This is a genomic window from Asaia sp. HumB (assembly GCF_030263835.1).
Taxonomy (GTDB): Bacteria; Pseudomonadota; Alphaproteobacteria; order Acetobacterales; family Acetobacteraceae; genus Asaia; species Asaia bogorensis.
The window spans coordinates 2,009,965-2,028,926 of record NZ_JARPML010000002.1 but is presented as its reverse complement, the minus strand read 5'-3'; the positions used below and the strand labels follow the sequence as shown (position 1 = coordinate 2,028,926).

The 18,962-nt window shown below is 60.9% G+C and carries 15 protein-coding genes and 1 riboswitch; of the genes, 9 read left to right on the top strand and 6 right to left on the bottom strand.

Annotated elements, in window-relative coordinates; translation table 11 throughout:
• Positions 1–200: 200 nt before the first annotated feature.
• The 4 genes from P5689_RS10265 to gcvT all read right to left on the bottom strand — a co-directional run bounded on the left by P5689_RS10265 (position 201) and on the right by gcvT (position 6,034).
• A complete protein-coding gene (locus P5689_RS10265) occupies positions 201–1,025 on the bottom strand; it encodes an IS5 family transposase (protein WP_081866702.1) in 825 nt (274 codons plus the stop codon).
• Between the two features lie 450 nt (positions 1,026–1,475).
• Positions 1,476–4,367: an aminomethyl-transferring glycine dehydrogenase gene (gene gcvP, locus P5689_RS10260; RefSeq protein ID WP_035443955.1), complete on the bottom strand. Its 2,892-nt coding sequence runs from the start codon at positions 4,365–4,367 to the stop codon at positions 1,476–1,478.
• Positions 4,368–4,507: 140 nt separating this feature from the next.
• Positions 4,508–4,873 (bottom strand): glycine cleavage system protein GcvH, encoded by a 366-nt coding sequence (gene gcvH / locus P5689_RS10255; RefSeq protein ID WP_035443956.1) that lies wholly within the window; start codon positions 4,871–4,873, stop codon positions 4,508–4,510.
• Between the two features lie 27 nt (positions 4,874–4,900).
• Positions 4,901–6,034, bottom strand: coding sequence for a glycine cleavage system aminomethyltransferase GcvT (gcvT, locus tag P5689_RS10250; RefSeq protein ID WP_023977827.1), 1,134 nt, complete (start codon positions 6,032–6,034; stop codon positions 4,901–4,903).
• 116 nt (positions 6,035–6,150) lie between these two features.
• Positions 6,151–6,241: riboswitch (glycine riboswitch) on the bottom strand.
• A 60-nt stretch (positions 6,242–6,301) separates the two neighbouring features.
• On the opposite strand from gcvT, the gene P5689_RS10245 reads away from it, so the two are divergent.
• From P5689_RS10245 to P5689_RS10235, 3 genes are all read left to right on the top strand, one after another.
• The gene (locus P5689_RS10245; protein ID WP_023977826.1) at positions 6,302–6,604 is read left to right on the top strand and encodes a putative quinol monooxygenase; all 303 of its coding nucleotides are present in this window, start codon (positions 6,302–6,304) and stop codon (positions 6,602–6,604) included.
• Between the two features lie 233 nt (positions 6,605–6,837).
• Positions 6,838–10,455, top strand: coding sequence for a bifunctional proline dehydrogenase/L-glutamate gamma-semialdehyde dehydrogenase PutA (putA, locus tag P5689_RS10240; protein WP_285533072.1), 3,618 nt, complete (start codon positions 6,838–6,840; stop codon positions 10,453–10,455).
• Between the two features lie 216 nt (positions 10,456–10,671).
• Positions 10,672–12,657 carry a M61 family metallopeptidase gene (locus P5689_RS10235; RefSeq protein ID WP_023977825.1) on the top strand — a complete coding sequence of 662 codons (1,986 nt, stop codon included), beginning with the start codon at positions 10,672–10,674 and terminating at the stop codon, positions 12,655–12,657.
• A 119-nt stretch (positions 12,658–12,776) separates the two neighbouring features.
• Here the strand turns inward: P5689_RS10235 and P5689_RS10230 are convergent, their stop codons facing one another.
• Entirely contained in the window at positions 12,777–13,121 is a 345-nt protein-coding gene (locus P5689_RS10230) for an endoribonuclease L-PSP (protein ID WP_285533071.1), read from the bottom strand.
• On the opposite strand from P5689_RS10230, the gene P5689_RS10225 reads away from it, so the two are divergent.
• The 5 genes from P5689_RS10225 to ptsP all read left to right on the top strand — a co-directional run bounded on the left by P5689_RS10225 (position 13,110) and on the right by ptsP (position 17,355).
• Complete coding sequence (locus P5689_RS10225; protein ID WP_023977823.1) at positions 13,110–13,652, top strand: HPr kinase/phosphorylase; 543 nt, start codon at positions 13,110–13,112, stop codon at positions 13,650–13,652. The genes P5689_RS10230 and P5689_RS10225 overlap by 12 nt on opposite strands.
• 45 nt (positions 13,653–13,697) lie before the next feature.
• Positions 13,698–14,666: an RNase adapter RapZ gene (gene rapZ / locus P5689_RS10220; RefSeq protein ID WP_244442048.1), complete on the top strand. Its 969-nt coding sequence runs from the start codon at positions 13,698–13,700 to the stop codon at positions 14,664–14,666.
• 76 nt (positions 14,667–14,742) lie between these two features.
• Entirely contained in the window at positions 14,743–15,243 is a 501-nt protein-coding gene (locus P5689_RS10215; protein WP_023977822.1) for a PTS sugar transporter subunit IIA, read from the top strand.
• Positions 15,243–15,536, top strand: coding sequence for an HPr family phosphocarrier protein (locus tag P5689_RS10210; protein WP_023977821.1), 294 nt, complete (start codon positions 15,243–15,245; stop codon positions 15,534–15,536). Before P5689_RS10215 ends, P5689_RS10210 begins: the two co-directional genes overlap by 1 nt.
• The gene (gene ptsP, locus P5689_RS10205; protein ID WP_285533069.1) at positions 15,523–17,355 is read left to right on the top strand and encodes a phosphoenolpyruvate--protein phosphotransferase; all 1,833 of its coding nucleotides are present in this window, start codon (positions 15,523–15,525) and stop codon (positions 17,353–17,355) included. The genes P5689_RS10210 and ptsP overlap by 14 nt, the downstream gene beginning before the upstream one ends.
• Before the next feature lie 114 nt (positions 17,356–17,469).
• On the opposite strand, the gene P5689_RS10200 is transcribed toward ptsP, so the two are convergent.
• Entirely contained in the window at positions 17,470–17,865 is a 396-nt protein-coding gene (locus P5689_RS10200; protein ID WP_023977819.1) for a DUF3597 domain-containing protein, read from the bottom strand.
• A gap of 254 nt (positions 17,866–18,119) precedes the next feature.
• Here P5689_RS10200 and P5689_RS10195 point away from each other — a divergent pair, with 254 nt between their 5' ends.
• Positions 18,120–18,947, top strand: a complete 828-nt coding sequence (locus P5689_RS10195) for a sulfotransferase (protein ID WP_285533068.1) — start codon at positions 18,120–18,122, stop codon at positions 18,945–18,947.
• Positions 18,948–18,962: the final 15 nt, after the last annotated feature.

The window sequence follows — 18,962 nt, the reverse complement described above, 5'->3', positions numbered from 1 at the left end:
CTACTTGCTCAGTTTTTCAGGTCCGACCTTGGACAACGTCTCTTGAGAGACATCTTGCTCAAGCTATAGTCGCCTGACCAATCAATCTTCTTCTAAAATAAATATAGGTGGCAGTATTCTAACTATTCGATCGAAGTGAGCTATACTATTCGACCAGGATAGCTGTTTTAATAAAAGAGTCTTAGAGCCTGTTTGGAAACTCACGGATGGGCATTTCTGCGGGTGAGATTGGCGCCCATGGCGACGAGGATCATGGCTTGTGAGACGTCAATACGACGCTCATAGTCACGCACGAGACGTCGCCAGCGGGTCATCCAGCCAAAGGTCCGCTCCACGACCCATCGACGGGGCAGAATCTCGAAGCCCTTCGCTCCGTCCCTGCGTCGGATGACTTCGACGACGAAGTTCAGATAGGCCGCCTTGTCCATCAACTGGAGCCGGTCGTAAGCCCCGTTGGCGAACAGGTGCTTCACCCAGGGCCAGCGCTTGCGGATCGCATCCAGGATCATCTGCGCGCCCGCGCTGTCGGAGATGTCGGCCGGGGTCAGATTGACCATCAGCAGACGTCCGTCTGTATCCACGGCAATATGCCGCTTGCGCCCGACGACCTTCTTGCCTGTGTCATAACCTCTTGTTTGCGCATGCGGTGCCTTGATGCTCTGGCTGTCGATCACCCCGGCGGTCGGGCTCGTCTCGCGACCTGACCGCTCCCGATCGAGCATCAGTTCGACGTCATGAATAGTCTGAAACAAAAACCGCCGGGCCAGCTCCCGAAACCAGCCATAGACCGTGCGCCAGTGGCCGAAATGGATCGGTAACATCCGCCAGCCGCAGCCCGAGCGGACCAGGTAGCGCACCGCGTTAATCACCTCACGAAATTCGATCTCGCGTGGACGTCCCATGCGCCCCGGTTCGGGCATCAGCGGCGCGATCCGCGCCCATTCCTCGTCCGTCATGTCCGACGGATAACGCTTCGTCTTGCGGGCAATCCCGGACATTCGGGCCCTCTGCTCTGGTGTCCACATCCAGAGCTTGAATCACATCCGCTCCAACTTTCCAAACACGCTCTAAGCGTTGCATCATATGATAATACAGCATGGTCTCAAGGCCGTACCCACATAATCTAATGAATGAATCTCTAATTAGGTCCTTAGATCATCTGGCTGATAACTACCGTTGGGGCGCGCGACCTATGACGATACGGAGCTTTTCGGACATGTTCATCCCCGTTGTCTGACAGGATCAACAACCACTTCTCGTGAAAGAAGCAAGAGACGCAACCTGTATAGCACCCGAAAATGGTCGCCGTAGCCAGCTTTCTCAATGCTGCACCAGCATTAAAAACGAGAACGTATTCGATTCGTCTGGAAGTGTCGTATCCGCATTATTCGCGACGAAGGGGAAGTCTTTTTCCTTTTTTTTCTTCCAGAAAAAGAAGACCCCCGCTCCTCAAAGGGAACGAGGGTCATCCAGAATTACTCCGCAGCTTCGGCGTAGCTGGAAATATCCGGGCAGGAGCAGACCAGGTTACGGTCGCCCCAAGCGTTGTCGATACGATTGACCGGCGCGAAATACTTCACGCGGTCCAGCCCGTTAGGGAAGCAGCCCTGCATGCGGTCGTATTCGCGGTCCCACTCACCCACCAGATCGGCGGTGCTATGGGGCGCGTGACGCAGAGGGCTGGATTCAATGGCAATGCTGCCAGCCTCGATCGCACGGATCTCCTCACGGATAGCAATCATGGCATCGCAGAAGCGATCGAGTTCAGCCTTCCCCTCGGACTCGGTCGGCTCGATCATGAAGGTGCCTGCCACAGGAAAGCTGACCGTTGGGGCATGGAAGCCATGGTCGATCAGGCGCTTGGCGATGTCATCCACCGTAACACCCACAGCGTCTTTGAGCGGACGCAGGTCGACGATGCATTCATGCGCCGTGCGGCCATTGGCGCCACGATAAAGCACAGGGTAGTGCGGCTCGAGGCGTGCTGCGATGTAATTGGCATTCAGGATGGCCATTTCAGTGGCCTCCCGCAGGCCGTCATCGCCCATCATGAGCACATACGCGACCGAAATCGGCAGGATCGAAGCTGAACCGAAAGGGGCTGCCGATACGGCGCGAGCATCGCCGCGCTCAGGACGGCCAGGCAGATGCGGGGCGAGATGCGCCTTGACACCGATTGGCCCCATGCCCGGGCCACCGCCGCCATGCGGGATGCAGAAAGTCTTGTGCAGGTTGAAATGCGACACATCGGCGCCGTACAGCCCGGGGCGTGCCAGACCGACCTGCGCGTTCATGTTCGCACCGTCCAGATAGACCTGACCGCCAGCCTCGTGCACGAGATCGCAGATCTCCATCACCGCTTCCTCATACACGCCATGCGTCGAGGGATAGGTGAGCATGAGGGCCGCAATGCGCCCTTCGTGCTGCGCGATCTTCTTGCGCAGATCCTCCAGATCGACATTGCCCGCGGCATCGCAGGCGGTCACGACCACGCGCATGCCGACCATCTGGGCGGAAGCCGGGTTGGTGCCGTGCGCCGAGGCCGGAATGAGGCACACATCGCGCTCGCTCTGGCCATTGGCCTGATGATAGGCGCGAATGGCGAGCAGCCCGGCATATTCACCCTGCGCACCGGAATTGGGCTGGAGCGAAACCGCGTCATACCCGCTCACGGCGCAAAGCGCATGTTCGAGGATACCGAACAGCTCAAGATAACCTGCAGTCTGATCGGCAGGCGCAAAGGGATGAAGCGCCCCGAATTCCGGCCAGGTGATGGGGATCATTTCGGCTGTGGCGTTCAGCTTCATGGTGCAGGAGCCGAGCGGAATCATGGTGCGATCAAGCGCCAGATCCATGTCGGACAGACGACGCATATAGCGCAGCAGGTCCGTCTCGGAGCGATGCGCATGGAATACGGCGGCCGTCATGAAGGCCCCGCTGCGCGTCAGCGCTTCCGGGATCGTGGTGGCGCCATCAAGCTTGGCCTCAAGCGCGGCAAGACGCGCCTCATCGGGGCAGAAGCAGCGCCACAGCGCCTTGATATGGCTCGCCTCAGTGGTTTCATCACACGCAATGCCAAGACGCCCCTGACCGGCATCGCGCAGATTGATCCCGGCCTTGCGGGCGCGCTCGAGCACGAGGGCCGCGGACTCACCGGCTTCGACCGTGATGGTGTCGAAGAAAACGCTGGTCTCGACCTTGACGGCCAGTTCGCGCAGGCCTTCAGCCAGAATGGAGGCAAGGCGGTTCACACGATGCGCAATGGCACGCAGGCCCTCGGGCCCATGATAGACGGCGTACATTGAGGCAATGACCGCTAGAAGCACCTGTGCCGTGCAGATGTTCGAGGTCGCCTTCTCGCGGCGGATATGCTGTTCGCGGGTCTGAAGCGCAAGGCGATAGGCCGAAGCCCCGCGGCTGTCGCGCGATACGCCAACCAGACGGCCCGGCATGGTGCGCTTATAGGCGTCACGCACGGCCATGAACCCGGCATGGGGGCCACCGAAGCCCATTGGTACGCCAAAGCGTTGCATGGAGCCGATGGCGATATCGGCGCCCAGCTTGCCGGGCGCTTCAAGCATGACAAGGGCCAGCGGGTCGCAGGTAAGGGCCGCAATGGCACCCTTTTCGTGCAGCGAGGCAATCACCGCACGGAAATCACGCACTTCACCCGAGCTGCCCGGATAGGAAAGCAGCGCACCAAAAACGGCTTCAGGATCGAGATCGGTTTCAGGGTTACCAAGCTGAATGGTCCAGCCCAAAGGCTCGGCGCGTGTCCGCAGCACCGCAAGCGTCTGGGGATGCGTGTCGGAATCGACGAAGAATACCGTGCTCTTGGTCTTGGCGTTGCGCTGGGCGAGCGCCATGGCTTCGGCGCAGGCCGTGGCCTCGTCCAGAAGCGAGGCATTGGCGATATCGAGCCCGGTCAGATCACAGACCAGCGTCTGGAAGTTCAGCAGCGCTTCAAGACGGCCCTGGCTGATCTCCGGCTGATACGGCGTATAGGCCGTGTACCAGGCCGGATTCTCCAGAATGTTGCGCTGGATGACGGGAGGCAGGATCGTGCCGTGATAGCCCTGCCCGATCATGGACTGCATGACCACATTGCGGCTTGCGATCTGCTTCAGCCGCGCCAGCGCCTCGCTCTCGGTCAGCGCGGGGCCGACGCCAGAGGCCTTGCGGTCCAGAATGGCAGAAGGCACCGTCTGCTCGATCAGCGCGTCGATGCTTGTCACACCGAGCGTCTTGAGCATGGAAACGACTTCGCCAGGGCGCGGGCCGTTATGGCGTGAGACGAACTGGTCGTCTTCATGCGCGGGCCACAGCGATGTATTGGGCGACGTATTGAGCGGGGCGTTACGGGTCACGTCTCGGCAGATCCTTGTCAGGAACGCAAACGAGTCAGGACGGCACGGGCCACCCTGTGCTCGGAAGGAAACATCAGACCGGCCATCCGGATCTGACGGTACAAAAAGAGCCGGACCGGCAAGCCAGCCCGGCGGTCAGATCAGAGCGACGCCTTGTAGGCATCCGCATCGAGCAGGGATTCGAGCTGGGCAGAGTCGCTCACGCGCAGCTTGAAGATCCAGCCCTCGCCTTCCGGATCGGTACCGACCAGCGTCGGCTCGTCTGAAAGACGGGTGTTGAACCCGGCCAGAACGCCGCTTACCGGGGCATAAATATCCGAGGCGGCCTTGACGGATTCGACAACGGCGGCAGGCTCACCCTGCGGCACTTCGGTGCCTTCGTCCTTGGCTTCCACAAAAACCAGCTCGCCGAGTTCGTCGGAAGCATGAGCCGTGATGCCGACCGTGGCGATATCGCCTTCGAGACGGATCCATTCATGGGACGGGGTGTAGTAGGTGGTGCTCATTGATCGCGTTCTCTCAGTTGACGGTTTTCAGCGTTTGAAGCCAGGCGGGACGAAAGGCAGGGCGCGCACCTGAACCGGCACGAACTTGCCACGCAGGGCGCCGTAAAGCGTGGTGCCGAGGCTGGCATGAGCCGTCTCGACATAACCCATCGCCACAGGGGCGTTGATGCTGGGGCCAAAAGCACCGGAGGTGACGACACCCACCTTCTGCGTGCCTGCCTCGTCGGCAAATAGTTCTGTGCCAGCGCGAACGGGCGCACGCCCTTCCGCTGCCAGTCCCACGCGCAGGCGGGAAACACCCTCACGTGCCTGCTTCATGATGATGTCAGCGCCCGGATAGCCCCCTGCACGGGCCCCGCCTTCGCGGCGGGCCTTCTGCATGGCCCAGCCAAGGGCAGCTTCAACGGGTGTGGTGGTTTCATCCAGATCATTGCCGTACAGGCACAGACCGGATTCGAGACGCAGGCTGTCACGCGCACCAAGCCCGATGGGCAGAACGCGCTCATCTGCCAGAAGCGCACGGGCAATCTGCTCGGCATGCTCGGCCGGGATGCCGATCTCATAGCCATCCTCACCCGTGTAACCCGAGCGGGTCAGGGTGCAGGCAACGCCATCGATGTCAGCCTCGATCGCATCCATGAACCGCATCTCAGCGGCTTCGGGGCAGAGATCCTGAAGCACGTTGACAGCCTCGGGGCCCTGAAGCGCCAGAAGGGCGCGGTCATCGAGCTTCTCGATCACCACCCGATCCCCAAGGGCTGCTTCCATCAACGCGGTATCAGCAGCCTTGCAGGAGGCGTTGACCACCACGAACAGCCAGTCACCCATATTGGCGACCATCAGATCGTCGCGGATACCACCGGCATCGTTGGTGAGAAAACCATAGCGCTGGCGGTTGGCACCCAGACCGGCCAGATCGACCGGAATCAGGCTCTCAAGCGCGAGGGCGGCATCGTGCAGCGTTCCCTGCTTTGGTGTGATACGCAGCTGCCCCATATGGGAGACATCGAACAGCCCCGCGCTTTTGCGCGTATGCAGGTGCTCTGCCATGAGCCCGGCCGGGTATTGCAGGGGCATGGAATAGCCTGCGAACGGCACCATACGGGCGCCAAGTTCGATATGCAGGTCATTGAGCGGCGTGAAACAGAGCGCGTCGGACAACGGGCGGAATCCCCCAAGGCAGAAAACGAAAAAATCGTCGCCCCTTCTGTCGCCTTTGCCTGAGATCGCTATCCCGTCGGCGGACACCCCACAGGGATGCCTCTCTCCAGAAGTTCCAGCCGATCGCGGTCCTTTTGCCTGAGAGTTTCCGGGGCGGTTGCTCCTTCGGCGCCGGAAAAATTGTCCGGTCTCTCCCGTGAATCGGTGTTTACTCTTCGCAGAATTGAGGCAGAAAAGTCAATTCCGGAAACTGATCGGATTCGTCTCATGTCTGAGAGCTTCACAGTCATCGCTGAATTCGCCGCACCGGCCGAAAACTTCGATAAATTCCTCGAAATCTGCCGTTATGACAGCGACCGCTCCCTCGCCGATGAGGAAGGCTGCCTGGCCTTCGATGTGCTCACCCAACAGGACGCTCCCGACATTATTGTCCTGCACGAGGTCTATACAGGGCGCGCTGCCTTCGAGGCGCATCTCAAGACGCCCCATTTCGAGAAATTTGCTGCCGCCCTGCGCGAATTCGGCATCGAAGAGCGCAATGTGCGCCTCTTTACGCATCGTCACCCCTGATACTGCCTGTCTGACACGTCAACGTGACATTCCGGTGAGCCGGATCTGCTCAAGGTCATGAGCCACGGCCTCACCGGACGAGTTTCTGACATCTGGCTACGCGCATGACCGGAACGTAACGCAGCAAGGGTTTTCCTGCCCTTTGGCCTCGCCTAGTCTGCCTGCTTCGTATCCCTGCGTAATGATGCGGGGGGCGTATGATTGACGCGCCCGATTTGCATGACTGAGCCAGCATGACTTTGTTCTCAAGCTTTCTCCCCCGACGCCCGGCCCTGTCGCCCTCGCGGGAGGCTATTGCCCATGCTGCGCGCCGCCCCGAGGCAGAAGCCTTTGCCGGGCTGCTCACGCGGGCCACCTTGCCGGAAAACCTGACCGAGCGGGCGGAGACACAGGCTCGCACTCTCACGACCCATTGGCGCACTCATGCCGAGACAAACGGCATCGAGACCATGATGCAGGCTTTCCCCCTCGCCTCTCCCGAAGGCAAGGCATTGCTCTGTCTCGCGGGCACCCTCCTTCGCATCCCCGACTCAGCCACGCGCGACGCGCTGATACGCGACCAGATCGGTCAGGGTGACTGGCATCATCATGGCGGTGATGAGCCTCCGCTGTTCCTGAATGCGGCAAGCTGGGCCATGTCGACCTCATCAAAGCTCCATGCCGCCCCGGGCGGTTTGCGCGGCCTTGCGATGCGCAGCGGAGCACCTTTCATCCGCCATGGCGTGGAGAAAGCCATACGCATGATGGGCAGCCAGTTCATTCTGGCAGAGACCCTCGGGCAGGCCCTGCGACGCCATCGCACGGCTGAGCAAAAGGGGTTCAGCCTGGCCTGTGCGTCCCTGCATGGCAGCGCCCAGACGGCAGAAGAAGCCGATCGTGCACGCCATGACGCATTGGCGATGGTGGAGACCCTCGGCCGGCATGGCAGGGGGCAGACCCTGTATGAACGCCCTGCCCTGTCGCTCCGGCTGTCCTCACTGCATCCCCGGTTCGAGACCACCCAGCGCGACCGCGTCATGAACGAGGTCCTCCCTGTTCTGGTGATGCTGGCCCAGCGTGCCATGGCAGCCAATGTGATCCTCCAATTTGATGCCGAGACGGGAGACAAACTCGAGCTGTGCCTCGATCTGTTCGATGCGCTCTGTCACGCCCCTGAAATTGCAGGCTGGAACGGTCTTGGCTTCACCGTACAGGCCTATGACAAGCGGTCCCTGCCCCTTATCGAGCATCTGGTGGCGCTCGCCAACGAGACCCGGCGACGCGTGATGCTGCGTCTGGTCAAGGGCAGTTATCGTGATGAGGAAATCCGGCACAGCCAGGCCAGGGCAAACGCCGACTACACTGTCTTCACCCGCAAGTGCCATAGTGACGTCAGCTATATCGCCTGCGCCCGTCGCGCCCTGGAAGAAGAGGCTGCACTCTACCCGCAATTCGCAACCCATAATGCCCGCAGTATAGCGACCATTCTCGCCCTCGCGCCCGAATGGCGGCCGGGGCTTTATGAATTCGGCTGCCTGCATGGCATGGGTGAAACGCTCTATACTCCTCTGGTCTCGACACGTCCGCGCAGCGCTGCCTGTCGTATCCTGTCACCTGTTGGAGCCGATTCACATCTTGGCCCTTATCTGGTGCATCGCCTTCTCGAAAATGGCGCGCCTACCTCCTTCATCAATCAGGTCGCCAACCGGGCCGTCTCTCTTGATGCACTCATTGCCGATCCCGTGACGCTGGCACGCGCACCACTGCCCCATGGCTCACCGGACCCTTCGCTCAGCCTGCCTGCCGATCTTTACGGGGCAGAACGACAGGGGGCGATCGCGCCGGATCTCGACAACCTGCTCGATCTGGAAAACCTGATCGCAGGATTTACCGCGACAGCCCGTGTTTTCAGGGCCATGCCCATTGGCCCTGCCATGCCAAGGCCCGAAGGGCGCGCACGCTCGATCACCAATCCGGCGGCACATGACGATCATGTTGGTGTCGTCATCTATGCCAGACCGCGCGATATCGATGCTGCCCTCAATACTGCAGAGGGTGAACAGATATGGCGTCGCACCACCGCACAGGAGCGTGCGGACTGTCTCGATCGTGTCGCCGTGGCCATCGAGCAGGATCGCGCGACGCTGCTCGAGCTTCTGATTCGCGAGGCAGGAAAGACACTCGCCAATGCCACGCAGGAACTCTGCGAGGCCGTGAATTTCCTGCGCTACTATGCGGCGCAACTGCGCCAGCTGGATGAGACAGGGCGGCACGGCGCACCGCTTGGCACGATACTGTGCATCAGCCCGTGGAATTTCCCTGTTGCCAGTTTTACCGGTCAGGTTGCCGTCGCCCTGGCTGGGGGCAATGCCGTCATTGCCAAGCCTGCGGAAGAAACACCGCTTGTCGCAGCCCATCTGCTCTCGCTTTTCATAGAGTCGGGCCTGCCGCCAGCGGCCCTCCAGCTCCTGCCAGGCGAAGGCAATGTCGGTGCTTCGCTGGTGGCCGACCCCCGTATCGACGGCGTCATGTTCACAGGCTCGACCGCCGTGGCCAAGACCATCAGTCGCGAGTTGCTGGGACGCACCGGGCGAACCGGCCAGCCTGTGCCCCTCCTGTCCGATACCAGCGGGCAGAATGCGATGCTCGTCGATAGCAGCGTACCGCTCGATCAGGTCATTCCCGACATCCTGACCTCCGCCTTTGACAGTGCCGGTCAGCGCAGCGCTTCCCAGCGCGTCCTTCTGGTGCAGGAAGACGGCGCAGATGAACTCATCGAACGTCTGCGTGGTGCCATTATCGAACGTCACCTCGGCGCACCGGACAGGCTGTGCTGCGATATCGGCCCGCTGATTTCGGCCGGGGCGCGTGTTCGGGTGGAAGCCCATGTCGATCGGATGCGCCGCGCCGGTTATCCCGTCTGGCAGCCCGACATGCGCGTCGAGACATTGAAGGGCCATTTCGTCCCTCCCACACTTATCGAGATTGGCCGCGTTGCCGATATCGGGCAGGAAGTGTTCGGCCCGGTTCTGCATATCCGGCGCTATGCGCGTCACGAGCTCGACGGCGTCGTGGATGCCCTCAATGCCACAGGCTATGCCCTGACCTTTGGCGTGCAGAGCCGTATCCAGGAGAGTATCAACCGTGCCTGCGCCCGCAGCCGTGCTGGCAATATCTATGTCAATCGCGGCATCATCGGCGCACGAATCGGGACGGAACCTTTCGGCGGGCGCGGACTTTCCGGCTCGGGCCCCAAGTTGGGTGGTCCCCTGCTCCTTCCGCGTCTGATGCATGGCGCACCCTGCCCGCTCGAAGCGCCGCCAGAGGCGCCTGTCCCCGCCACGGCGCGCGCCTTTCTCGCCTTTCTCGAACCCCGGGACCCGCCTTCGGCCCGCCGGGTGAGAGCCGTCATCGCCCACAGATTATGCGGCCTTACCCTCGACATGCCTGGCCCGAATGGGGAAACCAGCCACTATATGCTGCGGCCCAAAGGCGTCATTCTCTGTGCCTGCGAAAGCTGGCCTGCCCTGCTGCATGCCGTGGGGCTCGCGCTTGGCGCAGGGAATCAGGTGCTGGTTCTGGCACCCGATAACGCAGTGGAGTGGCTGAGGCAGGTCTCTCGCCAGCTGGCCAATGTCATTACGCGCGTCGATCCCGGTGCGCTGCCGGAATGTGACGCCATGCTCATCCAGCGTGGTGCCGAGAGTGCCGAACAGGCCGCCCTGACCGTTACGGCACGCGAGGGCATGGTGGTCCCGGTCTATGATCTGGATACGGTCCGGCCTGAGTGGCTGCTGAGTGAAACCGTGATCACAACCAACGAAGCCGCCTGCGGTGGTGACATCACCCTGCTGATACAACAGGATCCCTGAACTGTTTTGTCTTGGGTCTTGTGAAATCCTGACGGTCCTGTGGCCTGAATTACGCCCCCCGATATGTTCGTCAGTCGAGGGGCGATGACGCTGCAACGACACAGGATTTCGCGAGGAAGAGTCATATCGAACCCGGAATATGGGTTGTCAGCCGCGTGCGTTTGCACTTTGGTAATGAATACACATGATCGATCTGCATCTCGTGGAGTATCACGCTTGACCATTCGCCTTTTTCGCGCGGGCACATTTCTGGCTGCCCTCGTTCTCGGCACCCATGCCGTGTCTGCTTTCGCGGCTCCGGCCAGTGCCTCCGCACAGGGCCAGCCGCAGCCGGAAGCCACACCGCTGCCTTCGCCCCTGCCGCAACCCAAGGACATTGCCTTTCCCGGCACGCTCAAGCTGAGCGTCAATGCCACGGATCTGGATCATCATGTCATGACCATGCATGAGACCGTGCCCGTGCCGCAAAGCGCCCGCGAAGCCGGTGAACTCGTACTGCTCTATCCGAAATGGGTGCCGGGCGGTCATGCGCCGGAAGGCACGATCATGCAGCTTGGTGGCCTGGTCGCGAGCGCCGGTGGCAAGACCATTCCCTGGCTGCGCGACCCGGTGGATGTGTTTGCCTTCCACGTGCCCGTCACCAAGGACCAGACACAGCTCGATCTCGACTTCAAGCTTCTCTCGCCGGTGACGGATGATGAAGGGCGCGTGGTCATGACGCCCCATATCGTCAATGTTCAGTGGAACGAGGTCTCGCTTTATCCGGCGGGCTACTACTCGCGTAACATTCCTGTTCAGGCCAGCGTGACCCTGCCGCATGGCTGGCAGGCCGCAACGGCGCTGCGCACCAATGGCAACGCAACCGGCGACACCCTCAATTATGGCGTGGTGCCGTACAACACGCTGGTCGATTCACCGATCTTCGCCGGAGCCTATTTCCGCAAGGTCGCGCTCAACGCACCGGGTGGCGTGCCCGTCACACTGAACATGGTGGCCGACAAGCCGGGCGATCTGGCCTATGACGATGCCGAATTGCAGATCCACCGCAATCTGGTCACGCAGGCCATTCTGACTTTCGGCTCGCAGCACTACACCCATTACGACTTCCTGATGGCGCTGACGGACGAACTTGGCGGGATCGGGCTCGAACATCACCAGTCGAGCGAAGACAGCGTGAGCGAGGATTACTTCACGGACTGGAAGCATTCCTTCCCGCAGCGCGACCTGCTGGCCCATGAATATACCCATTCATGGAATGGCAAGTATCGCCGCCCGGCCGATCTGTACGGCCCCACCTTCAACACGCCCCAGCGCGGCTCGCTGCTTTGGGTGTATGAGGGTCAGACCCAGTTCTGGGGTAATGTCCTCGCGGCCCGTTCCGGACTGGTGTCCAAGGATCAGGGTTTTGAGGCGCTCGCCCTGATAGCGGCCAGCTACGACGCCCAGGCCGGGCGGGCATGGCGCCCGGTGGCGGATACCACCAATGACCCGATCATCGCCCAGCGTGCCCCCCAGTCCTGGCGCGACTACCAGCGCTCGGAAGATTACTATGTTGAAGGTCAGCTCGTCTGGCTTGATGCCGACATGATGATCCGCAAGCTTTCGCATGACACGAAATCGCTCGACGATTTCGCCAAGGCGTTCTTTGGCACCAATAACGGCAGCATCATCGTCAGCACCTACACCTTCGATGATATAGTCCTGACCCTGAACAAGGTCGTGCCCTATGACTGGGCGAAGTTCCTGCATGAGCGCATCAGCACCGTGCAAAAGCGCGCGCCTTTGGGTGGGCTCGAAGCCGGTGGCTACAAGCTGGTCTTTACCGACAAGGAAAACGCATTCGAGGCGCAGGCTGGCAAGAACCGCCATCGCCTCAGCCTGCGTTTCTCGCTGGGTGTGATCATCAGCGCCAAGAACGGCAAGCTCGGAACGGTCGCCTGGGACAGCCCCGCCTACAAGGCTGGTCTGGCCATTCATGACGAGATCGTTGCCGTCAATGGCGATACGTTCTCACCCGAAGGCCTGATCGATGCCATCAAGGCTGCGAAAACCGACAAGGCGCCCATCACGCTTCTGGTCAAGTCGGGCGAGCATTACCGCACCGTGGCCATTCCCTACCATGACGGCCTGCGCTACCCGCATCTGGAACGTCTGGACAACACCCCCGACCGCCTGACGACGCTCTATTCGCCGCGTCACTGAGCCGGCATCGCGAACGAGGATATTCAGGGGGCGTTACAGCCCCCTGTTTTTTTTACACCTATTACGCGCTGGCGTCTGACGGGACAGATCGCTCCGCAACGCGCCTCTACGGCGTGACTTCAGGCCGAGGCGATAAAATTGAATTCCAGCCTCTGGCCCGGCACGTCGAAGCTCGGTTTCAGGCGCAGGGTCATGGCGGGTCGGGCAGGACCAAGCGCCTCGGCAATGATCCGCTGGCAGGCCGTAAACACCACGCTATCGGGTATCATATACGCCAGATGCGTGATGTCCTCAGGCACAAGCCCATGTGTCGCCAGAATGTCGCGTATGCGGGCAAGGGCATTCTGACATTCCTCAATCAGGCTCTCGGGCGGTTTGCCGTCCGGGCCCAGCCCTGTCACACCGTAATAGGTCACGCTGTCCTGCAGGACGGGAAGAGGAGAGAGGGAAGAATGGTCGTGCATGACGGCACTCATAACCCACAATCACAGGACTGCACATCGCCTTTCATCATTCCCCGAGACGGGCAGATCCACGCATCCTGTGCGAGCCTTGCAGGGATAGGTGTTGTGCTCACCGGACAATCGGGATGCGGCAAATCCAGCCTCCTGCTCCGCCTGATCGACTCAGGCTTCGATCTGGTGGGAGATGATCGTCTGGTCATCCGCGATCTCCACGCCTCTGCGCCCCCTGCCCTTGCCGGGATGATCGAAATTCGCGGGCTGGGTCTGGTTCGTATGCCCTATCGCGCTACGGCAAGGCTTGGCCTGCATGTTCATCTCTCGATCCCGTCCAGGGCAGTACGCCTGCCAGAGAAAACTGTCGAACCCGATACAGGACTATGGCAGATGACTCTGAACGGCTTTCACGCGGATGCAGTGGCGATCATTCGCACGGCGCTGCGCTGCCGCCTGAGTGATTTCACACTTCTTTGCGGCCTCAATGGGGGGAACGCCTCCTGTCTCCCCCTCCCCAGCGACCTCGAAGAAGGTTAAGGTTCTGATGGTCTTTCTTCCGTCCGGTAACTGGAGTGGCGATTTGTGAGTTCAGCGCGGCGCATCCTGCTGGTGACCGGCCTATCAGGCGCGGGGAAATCCTCGATCCTGCGTATCCTTGAGGATATTGGCTACGAGGTCACGGATAACCCGCCCCTGACCTTGCTCGATGCCCTGGCCGCCCGAACGGTGGAGCCTCTGGCCATCGGCATTGATGTGCGCACCAGAGGGTTCGAGGCCAAAGCCGTCATCATGGCACTGGCGCAGCTGCGTACCCAGCGCGACCTGCATGTAGAATTGCTTTACGCAACGGCCGAGACAGATGTGCTGCTCAGGCGTTACACGGCAACGCGCCGTCGTCACCCGCTGGACAACAGTTCGGAAATCGCACCGGGCCTTGTGGCGAGCATCGAGCAGGAGATTGCCCTGCTAGCGCCCCTGCGTGACGAAGCCGATCTCGTGATCGATACATCCGATCTGCCCCCCCATGATTTGCGTCGCCTGATCGAGTCGCGTTTTGGCCATCAGAATGATGGCGACTCGATGACAGTCACCCTGCTTTCCTTCGCTTACCCGGCTGGTCTTCCCCGTGAGGCCGATCTCGTATTCGATGCCCGGTTCCTGCGTAACCCGCATTACGACCCAGAACTGAAAGCCCGCACAGGGCTCGAGGCTGTGGTGCGCGAATACGTGCAGCAGGACCCCGATTACCTGAATTTCTTTTCACGCATCATGGGACTGCTCGAACTTGTTCTGCCTCGTTTCGTCGCTGAAGGAAAAAAGCACGCGACCGTGGCTATTGGCTGCTCGGGCGGTCAGCACCGCTCCGTAACACTTGTCGAAGAGATTGCCGCCGCGTTAAGCCGTGCCGAAGAGATTAAACTCTTGTCAGATGTGCCAATCGTCGTCATGCATCGGGAACTGGCACGTCAGGGACGCAGCTCATGGCGATGGGTTCGCGCCCCTCAGCAACTTGCCATACCGGATGAACAGATACGGACAGAGCCGTCTTGATTACCGTGATGGATGACCAATATCTCTTGGGGTCGCTACGAAAATGGCGTCATGCACCCCTTGAAGGAATGCCCCGATGATCGGGATCGTTCTTGTTACCCACGGTTCCCTGGCTCAGTCTCTCCTTGAAATCGTGACCCATGTGGTCGGGCCCCAGCCACAGATAGAAGTCATGGGTGTCAGCCCCGACGATGATGTGGTTGCCGCGAGAGCCCGTCTCGGCGCTGCCATCGCCTCGGTCGATACAAGCGACGGCGTTCTTCTCCTGACTGACATGTTTGGCAGTACCCCTTCCAATCTGGCCCTTTCGCTGCGTCAGGAAGGCCTCGTGGAGGTGCTGGCCGGTGTCAACGTGCCGATGCTGGTCAAGCTTGCCAAGACGCGCTGCACACGCAGCCTTGCCGAATGTGCCGAGCTGGCCACTCTTGCGGGACGCAAATACATTGCCGCCGCCTATGAGCTGCCGCCTTCCTGTTTGCAGGGTGGCAAGAGCTGTGAAATGGTTGTGACGACGACCATGAGCTATGTTCCCCCCCTCACCCCGCTGATTACACCCCTGCGCCAGGTTGCCCGTTGATGTCGGGCACGGTTTCGGGCCCGACCCTTGAGCGCGATGTCACGATCGTCAATCGCCTGGGCCTGCATGCCCGGGCCGCAGCAAAATTCGTCACAGCGGCCGAAGGCTTCAAGGCTGATGTTGAGGTCAGCCGTCATGGCCAGACCGTGTCTGCCCTGTCCATCATGGGGCTGATGATGCTTGGCGCGGGCCGGGGTGAGACCATATTGCTCTCAGCCAAGGGCCCCCAGGCCAGCGCGGCGCTCGATGCCCTGATCGCCCTCGTTGCTGACGGCTTTGGTGAGCGTGATTAAGCGACTGCGCCGCCCGTCGAGCGAAGTTGTCCAGCCTGATACCGACCTCCCCATGCAAATCCTGCAGGGTGTCGGGATTTCGGCAGGTGTCGTCATCGCGCGCGCCAGCCTGACCTATGAGCGCCCCCTGCCTGTTATTGAGGCACTCCCCTCCCTGCTGGGAAGTGACGCAGAGCGGGCGCGGCTGGATGAGGCCATAGCTCTCACGCTCAAGCAGCTCCGCAAGCTGCGCACCAAACTCAATGCCCTGCCGGAAGAAGGGCGTATCGAAATCGATGCGCTGCTTTCGGTGTATGAGCGCATGCTTAACCATTCGCGCCTCGTTCGGGCGGCGCATCGCCGGATCGGGGAAGACGGGCTGACCGCCGAAGCCGCTGTGCAGATCGAAAGCGACGCATTGGCGGCCATGGCCGGGCCGCAGCCCGACATGCCTGAAGAGGAAATCGAAAGCGCAAGGCGTCGTCAGGGCGAGTTTCGCGAGGTGGCCAGACGGCTCCTGCGTAATCTGACCGGTGTTTCGTTCAAGGCATTCTCCGATGTCCAGGGCGGCTCCATTCTCGTTGCCGAGCAGATCAGACCGGCCGATGCCGCCGTCATTGACCCGAACCGTATTGCAGCAGTGCTTTCGGAAGGCGGCGGGGTGACCGACCATACCGCCATCATGCTGCGTGCGCTCAATGTGCCTGCCATTCTTGCCATTCCCAATCTGACTGATCGCATCAATGACGGTGATCTGCTGATTGTGGACGGGTCGAACGGCAGGGTTATCCTGCACCCGGACTCGACCACGCTGGCTGAGGCACGCTCGGCAATGGCCGAGGAGGCCAGGGAGCGAAAGGGAATTGGCAGATTACGACGCCTGCCCAGCCGACTGGTGAGCGGCGAGGATGTCGAGTTGCTGGCCAATGTCGAGATCCCGAATGAACTCCCCCTGCTGCATCGCAACGGCGCAGCAGGGATTGGCCTGCTGCGAACCGAATTCCTGTTCGATGAAACTACCCCCCTGCCCGATGAGGATGGGCAGTACGAGGTGTATTCCGGCATCGTCGCCGACATGCCCAACATGACCACCACCATCAGGGTGCTGGACTGGGGTGGTGAAAAAGGGCTGTCGCGGCTGCGCCAGCTTGGGATTCAGGGCGAAGAGGAAGAGGAAAACCCGGCGCTTGGCGTGCGTGGCCTGCGTCTGCTGCTTCGTCATCCGGAAATTCTCGAAACGCAGCTCTGCGCCATTCTGCGCGCCAGCCTGCACGGCCAGCTACGCATTCTTCTGCCCATGGTCAGCTCGGTGAACGAGGTTATCGCCACCCGACAGATCTACGAACGCTGCGCCAAAAGGCTGCGTCGTCGTGGCGTGAAACTTCCTGCCGATCTGCCACCGCTTGGCGTGATGATCGAGACGCCGGCTGCTGCCCTGACGGCGGGTGCCCTGGTGCGACAGGCCGAGTTTCTGGCGCTCGGCACCAACGACCTGACGATGTACACGCTCGCCGTCGATCGGACTGCTGCCATGGGTTCCGAGCTCTACACAACCCTGCACCCTGCTCTGCTCCGATTGCTTCGCCTCACGATTGACGAGGCGCTTCGCGCGCACCGACCCGTCTGTGTCTGTGGCGAGATGGCATCGGACCCGCGCGCCGTCGCCCTGCTGATCGGTATGGGGCTGCGCTCATTCTCGATGTCGGCGGCGCTTCTCCCACCGGTCAAGCGCATGATCCGTTCGCTCAGCCTTGATTCCTGTGATGCTCTCTACCGTCAGGCCATGCTTGTGGAAGATCCCACCGAACTGCATCGCATCATTCGCGAGTTCGCGGTCTGATTTTCAGGCACCTACATGTGTTTTCATTGCTGTCGGGAAAGGCCTGACTGCAAAGGAAAAAGGGAGCCATAGGCTCCCTTTTCCGGCTGGATGATTATGAGGGCGTGAAGGCCCTTAGTGACGAAGCTCTTCCGGAACCTTGCCGCCGTTTTCGGCCAGCTTCTGCATGACCTGACGAATGAGCCAGACATTCATGCTGGCCGTGTCCTCGGTGCTTTCCGTGTAATGCAGCTCCTGCGCCAGATGCTTGCGGGCATCGAGCGAGCTATCCATGTCGAGCAGCTTAAGCAGATCGACAATCGACGTGCGCCAGTTGAGCGCCTGGCCCTTATCGGCTGCCATCTGGGTCAGCACTGCGTCGACATCGACCGGCGCACTCGGTGCCGTCGGCGTGGTGGAACCCGGTGCAGCAGGTGCTTCAGAGCCAGAAGCCGCTCCATTCGAACCGCTGGCAGGGGCTGCCTCCGCGTGACCGAAGATCTTGCTCATGATCGTGCTGAAGATACCCATTGATCGCTTCTTCCTTCTGACGGATCTGCCAGCCAGCAGTGCTGGACCGACCCTATATTTCATTCAGTAACGAAAAGTGACATGTGACCCTGAGGCCTGACAGCTTCTCTGTTCAGCACTATCGCCCCAGCGTGCAAAAGGTTTTTGTCTTTGGCGTGATATTTTGGCAACATAGTGAGGTTCGGACACCCAATTGCACAGCCATAAGGTGCCCTCTACGCGAGCCATGCCCCTCATCGTGGAAAACCCCCCTTATGCCCCATGCCAATGCCGTTCATTTCATCGCCGGCCTGCCTCGCTCAGGGTCCACGCTGCTCTCAGCCCTTCTGGCCCAGAACCCCGCCATTGTAACGTCGGGGCGCAGTTCACCCGTCGCCCCCATGATGCTGCGTGTCGCGTCCCTGATGGCTGAGGGAGATTACGCCGGTGATTTCGATGCGGCGAAAAGGGACCGTGTGATGCGCCGCTTGCTGGAGAGCTACTACGCCATCACCGACCCCCAGCAGATCGTCATCGACACGCATCGCGACTGGTGCGCCCGGATGGGGCTGATCGATGCCGTATTTCCACAAGCCAAAGTCATTTGCTGCGTGCGTGATCCAATCTGGATTCTCGACTCGCTGGAGCGGCTGATCGTGCGCGATCCGGTCCTTTCCTCCAATCTCGTACCACTTTCCAGAAGGGCCACGCAGCATGACCGGCTGGACTATATCCTCTCACCCGAGGGCGTCTTTGGCTATGCGTGGCGCGTCCTGATTGAGGCGTTCCACGGCCCCTACGCGCATCGGCTCATTCTGGTAGATTACGATTATCTGATCCGCTCACCATGTCAGGCTCTGGACAGCCTGACACGGGCGCTGGGACTGCCACCTCATGACTACGATCCCGACCATGTGGTGACACCCGATACGGACAAATTCGATCAGGCTCTCGGCACACCGGGTCTGCACGCGCTGCGCCCCCGTGTTGCACCTGAGCCCAGACGCTCGATACTGCCGCCTGCCATGCGCGAAAGGCTGGAAGGCGGCATGTTCTGGCGCAGCGCACAAGCCCGCGAGAGCGGAGCGCTCATCCTGTGCTGATCCTGCCGTCCAGCG

Coding starts and splice junctions, on each gene's coding strand:
- P5689_RS10265 (WP_081866702.1), bottom strand. CDS start 1,025: ATGTGGACACCAGAGCAGAGGGCCCGAATGTCCGGGATTGCCCGCAAG.
- gcvH (WP_035443956.1), bottom strand. CDS start 4,873: ATGAGCACCACCTACTACACCCCGTCCCATGAATGGATCCGTCTCGAA.
- P5689_RS10245 (WP_023977826.1), top strand. CDS start 6,302: ATGTCTGAGAGCTTCACAGTCATCGCTGAATTCGCCGCACCGGCCGAA.
- putA (WP_285533072.1), top strand. CDS start 6,838: ATGACTTTGTTCTCAAGCTTTCTCCCCCGACGCCCGGCCCTGTCGCCC.
- P5689_RS10225 (WP_023977823.1), top strand. CDS start 13,110: ATGGTCGTGCATGACGGCACTCATAACCCACAATCACAGGACTGCACA.
- P5689_RS10230 (WP_285533071.1), bottom strand. CDS start 13,121: ATGCACGACCATTCTTCCCTCTCTCCTCTTCCCGTCCTGCAGGACAGC.
- P5689_RS10215 (WP_023977822.1), top strand. CDS start 14,743: ATGATCGGGATCGTTCTTGTTACCCACGGTTCCCTGGCTCAGTCTCTC.
- P5689_RS10210 (WP_023977821.1), top strand. CDS start 15,243: ATGTCGGGCACGGTTTCGGGCCCGACCCTTGAGCGCGATGTCACGATC.
- P5689_RS10200 (WP_023977819.1), bottom strand. CDS start 17,865: ATGGGTATCTTCAGCACGATCATGAGCAAGATCTTCGGTCACGCGGAG.
- P5689_RS10195 (WP_285533068.1), top strand. CDS start 18,120: ATGCCCCATGCCAATGCCGTTCATTTCATCGCCGGCCTGCCTCGCTCA.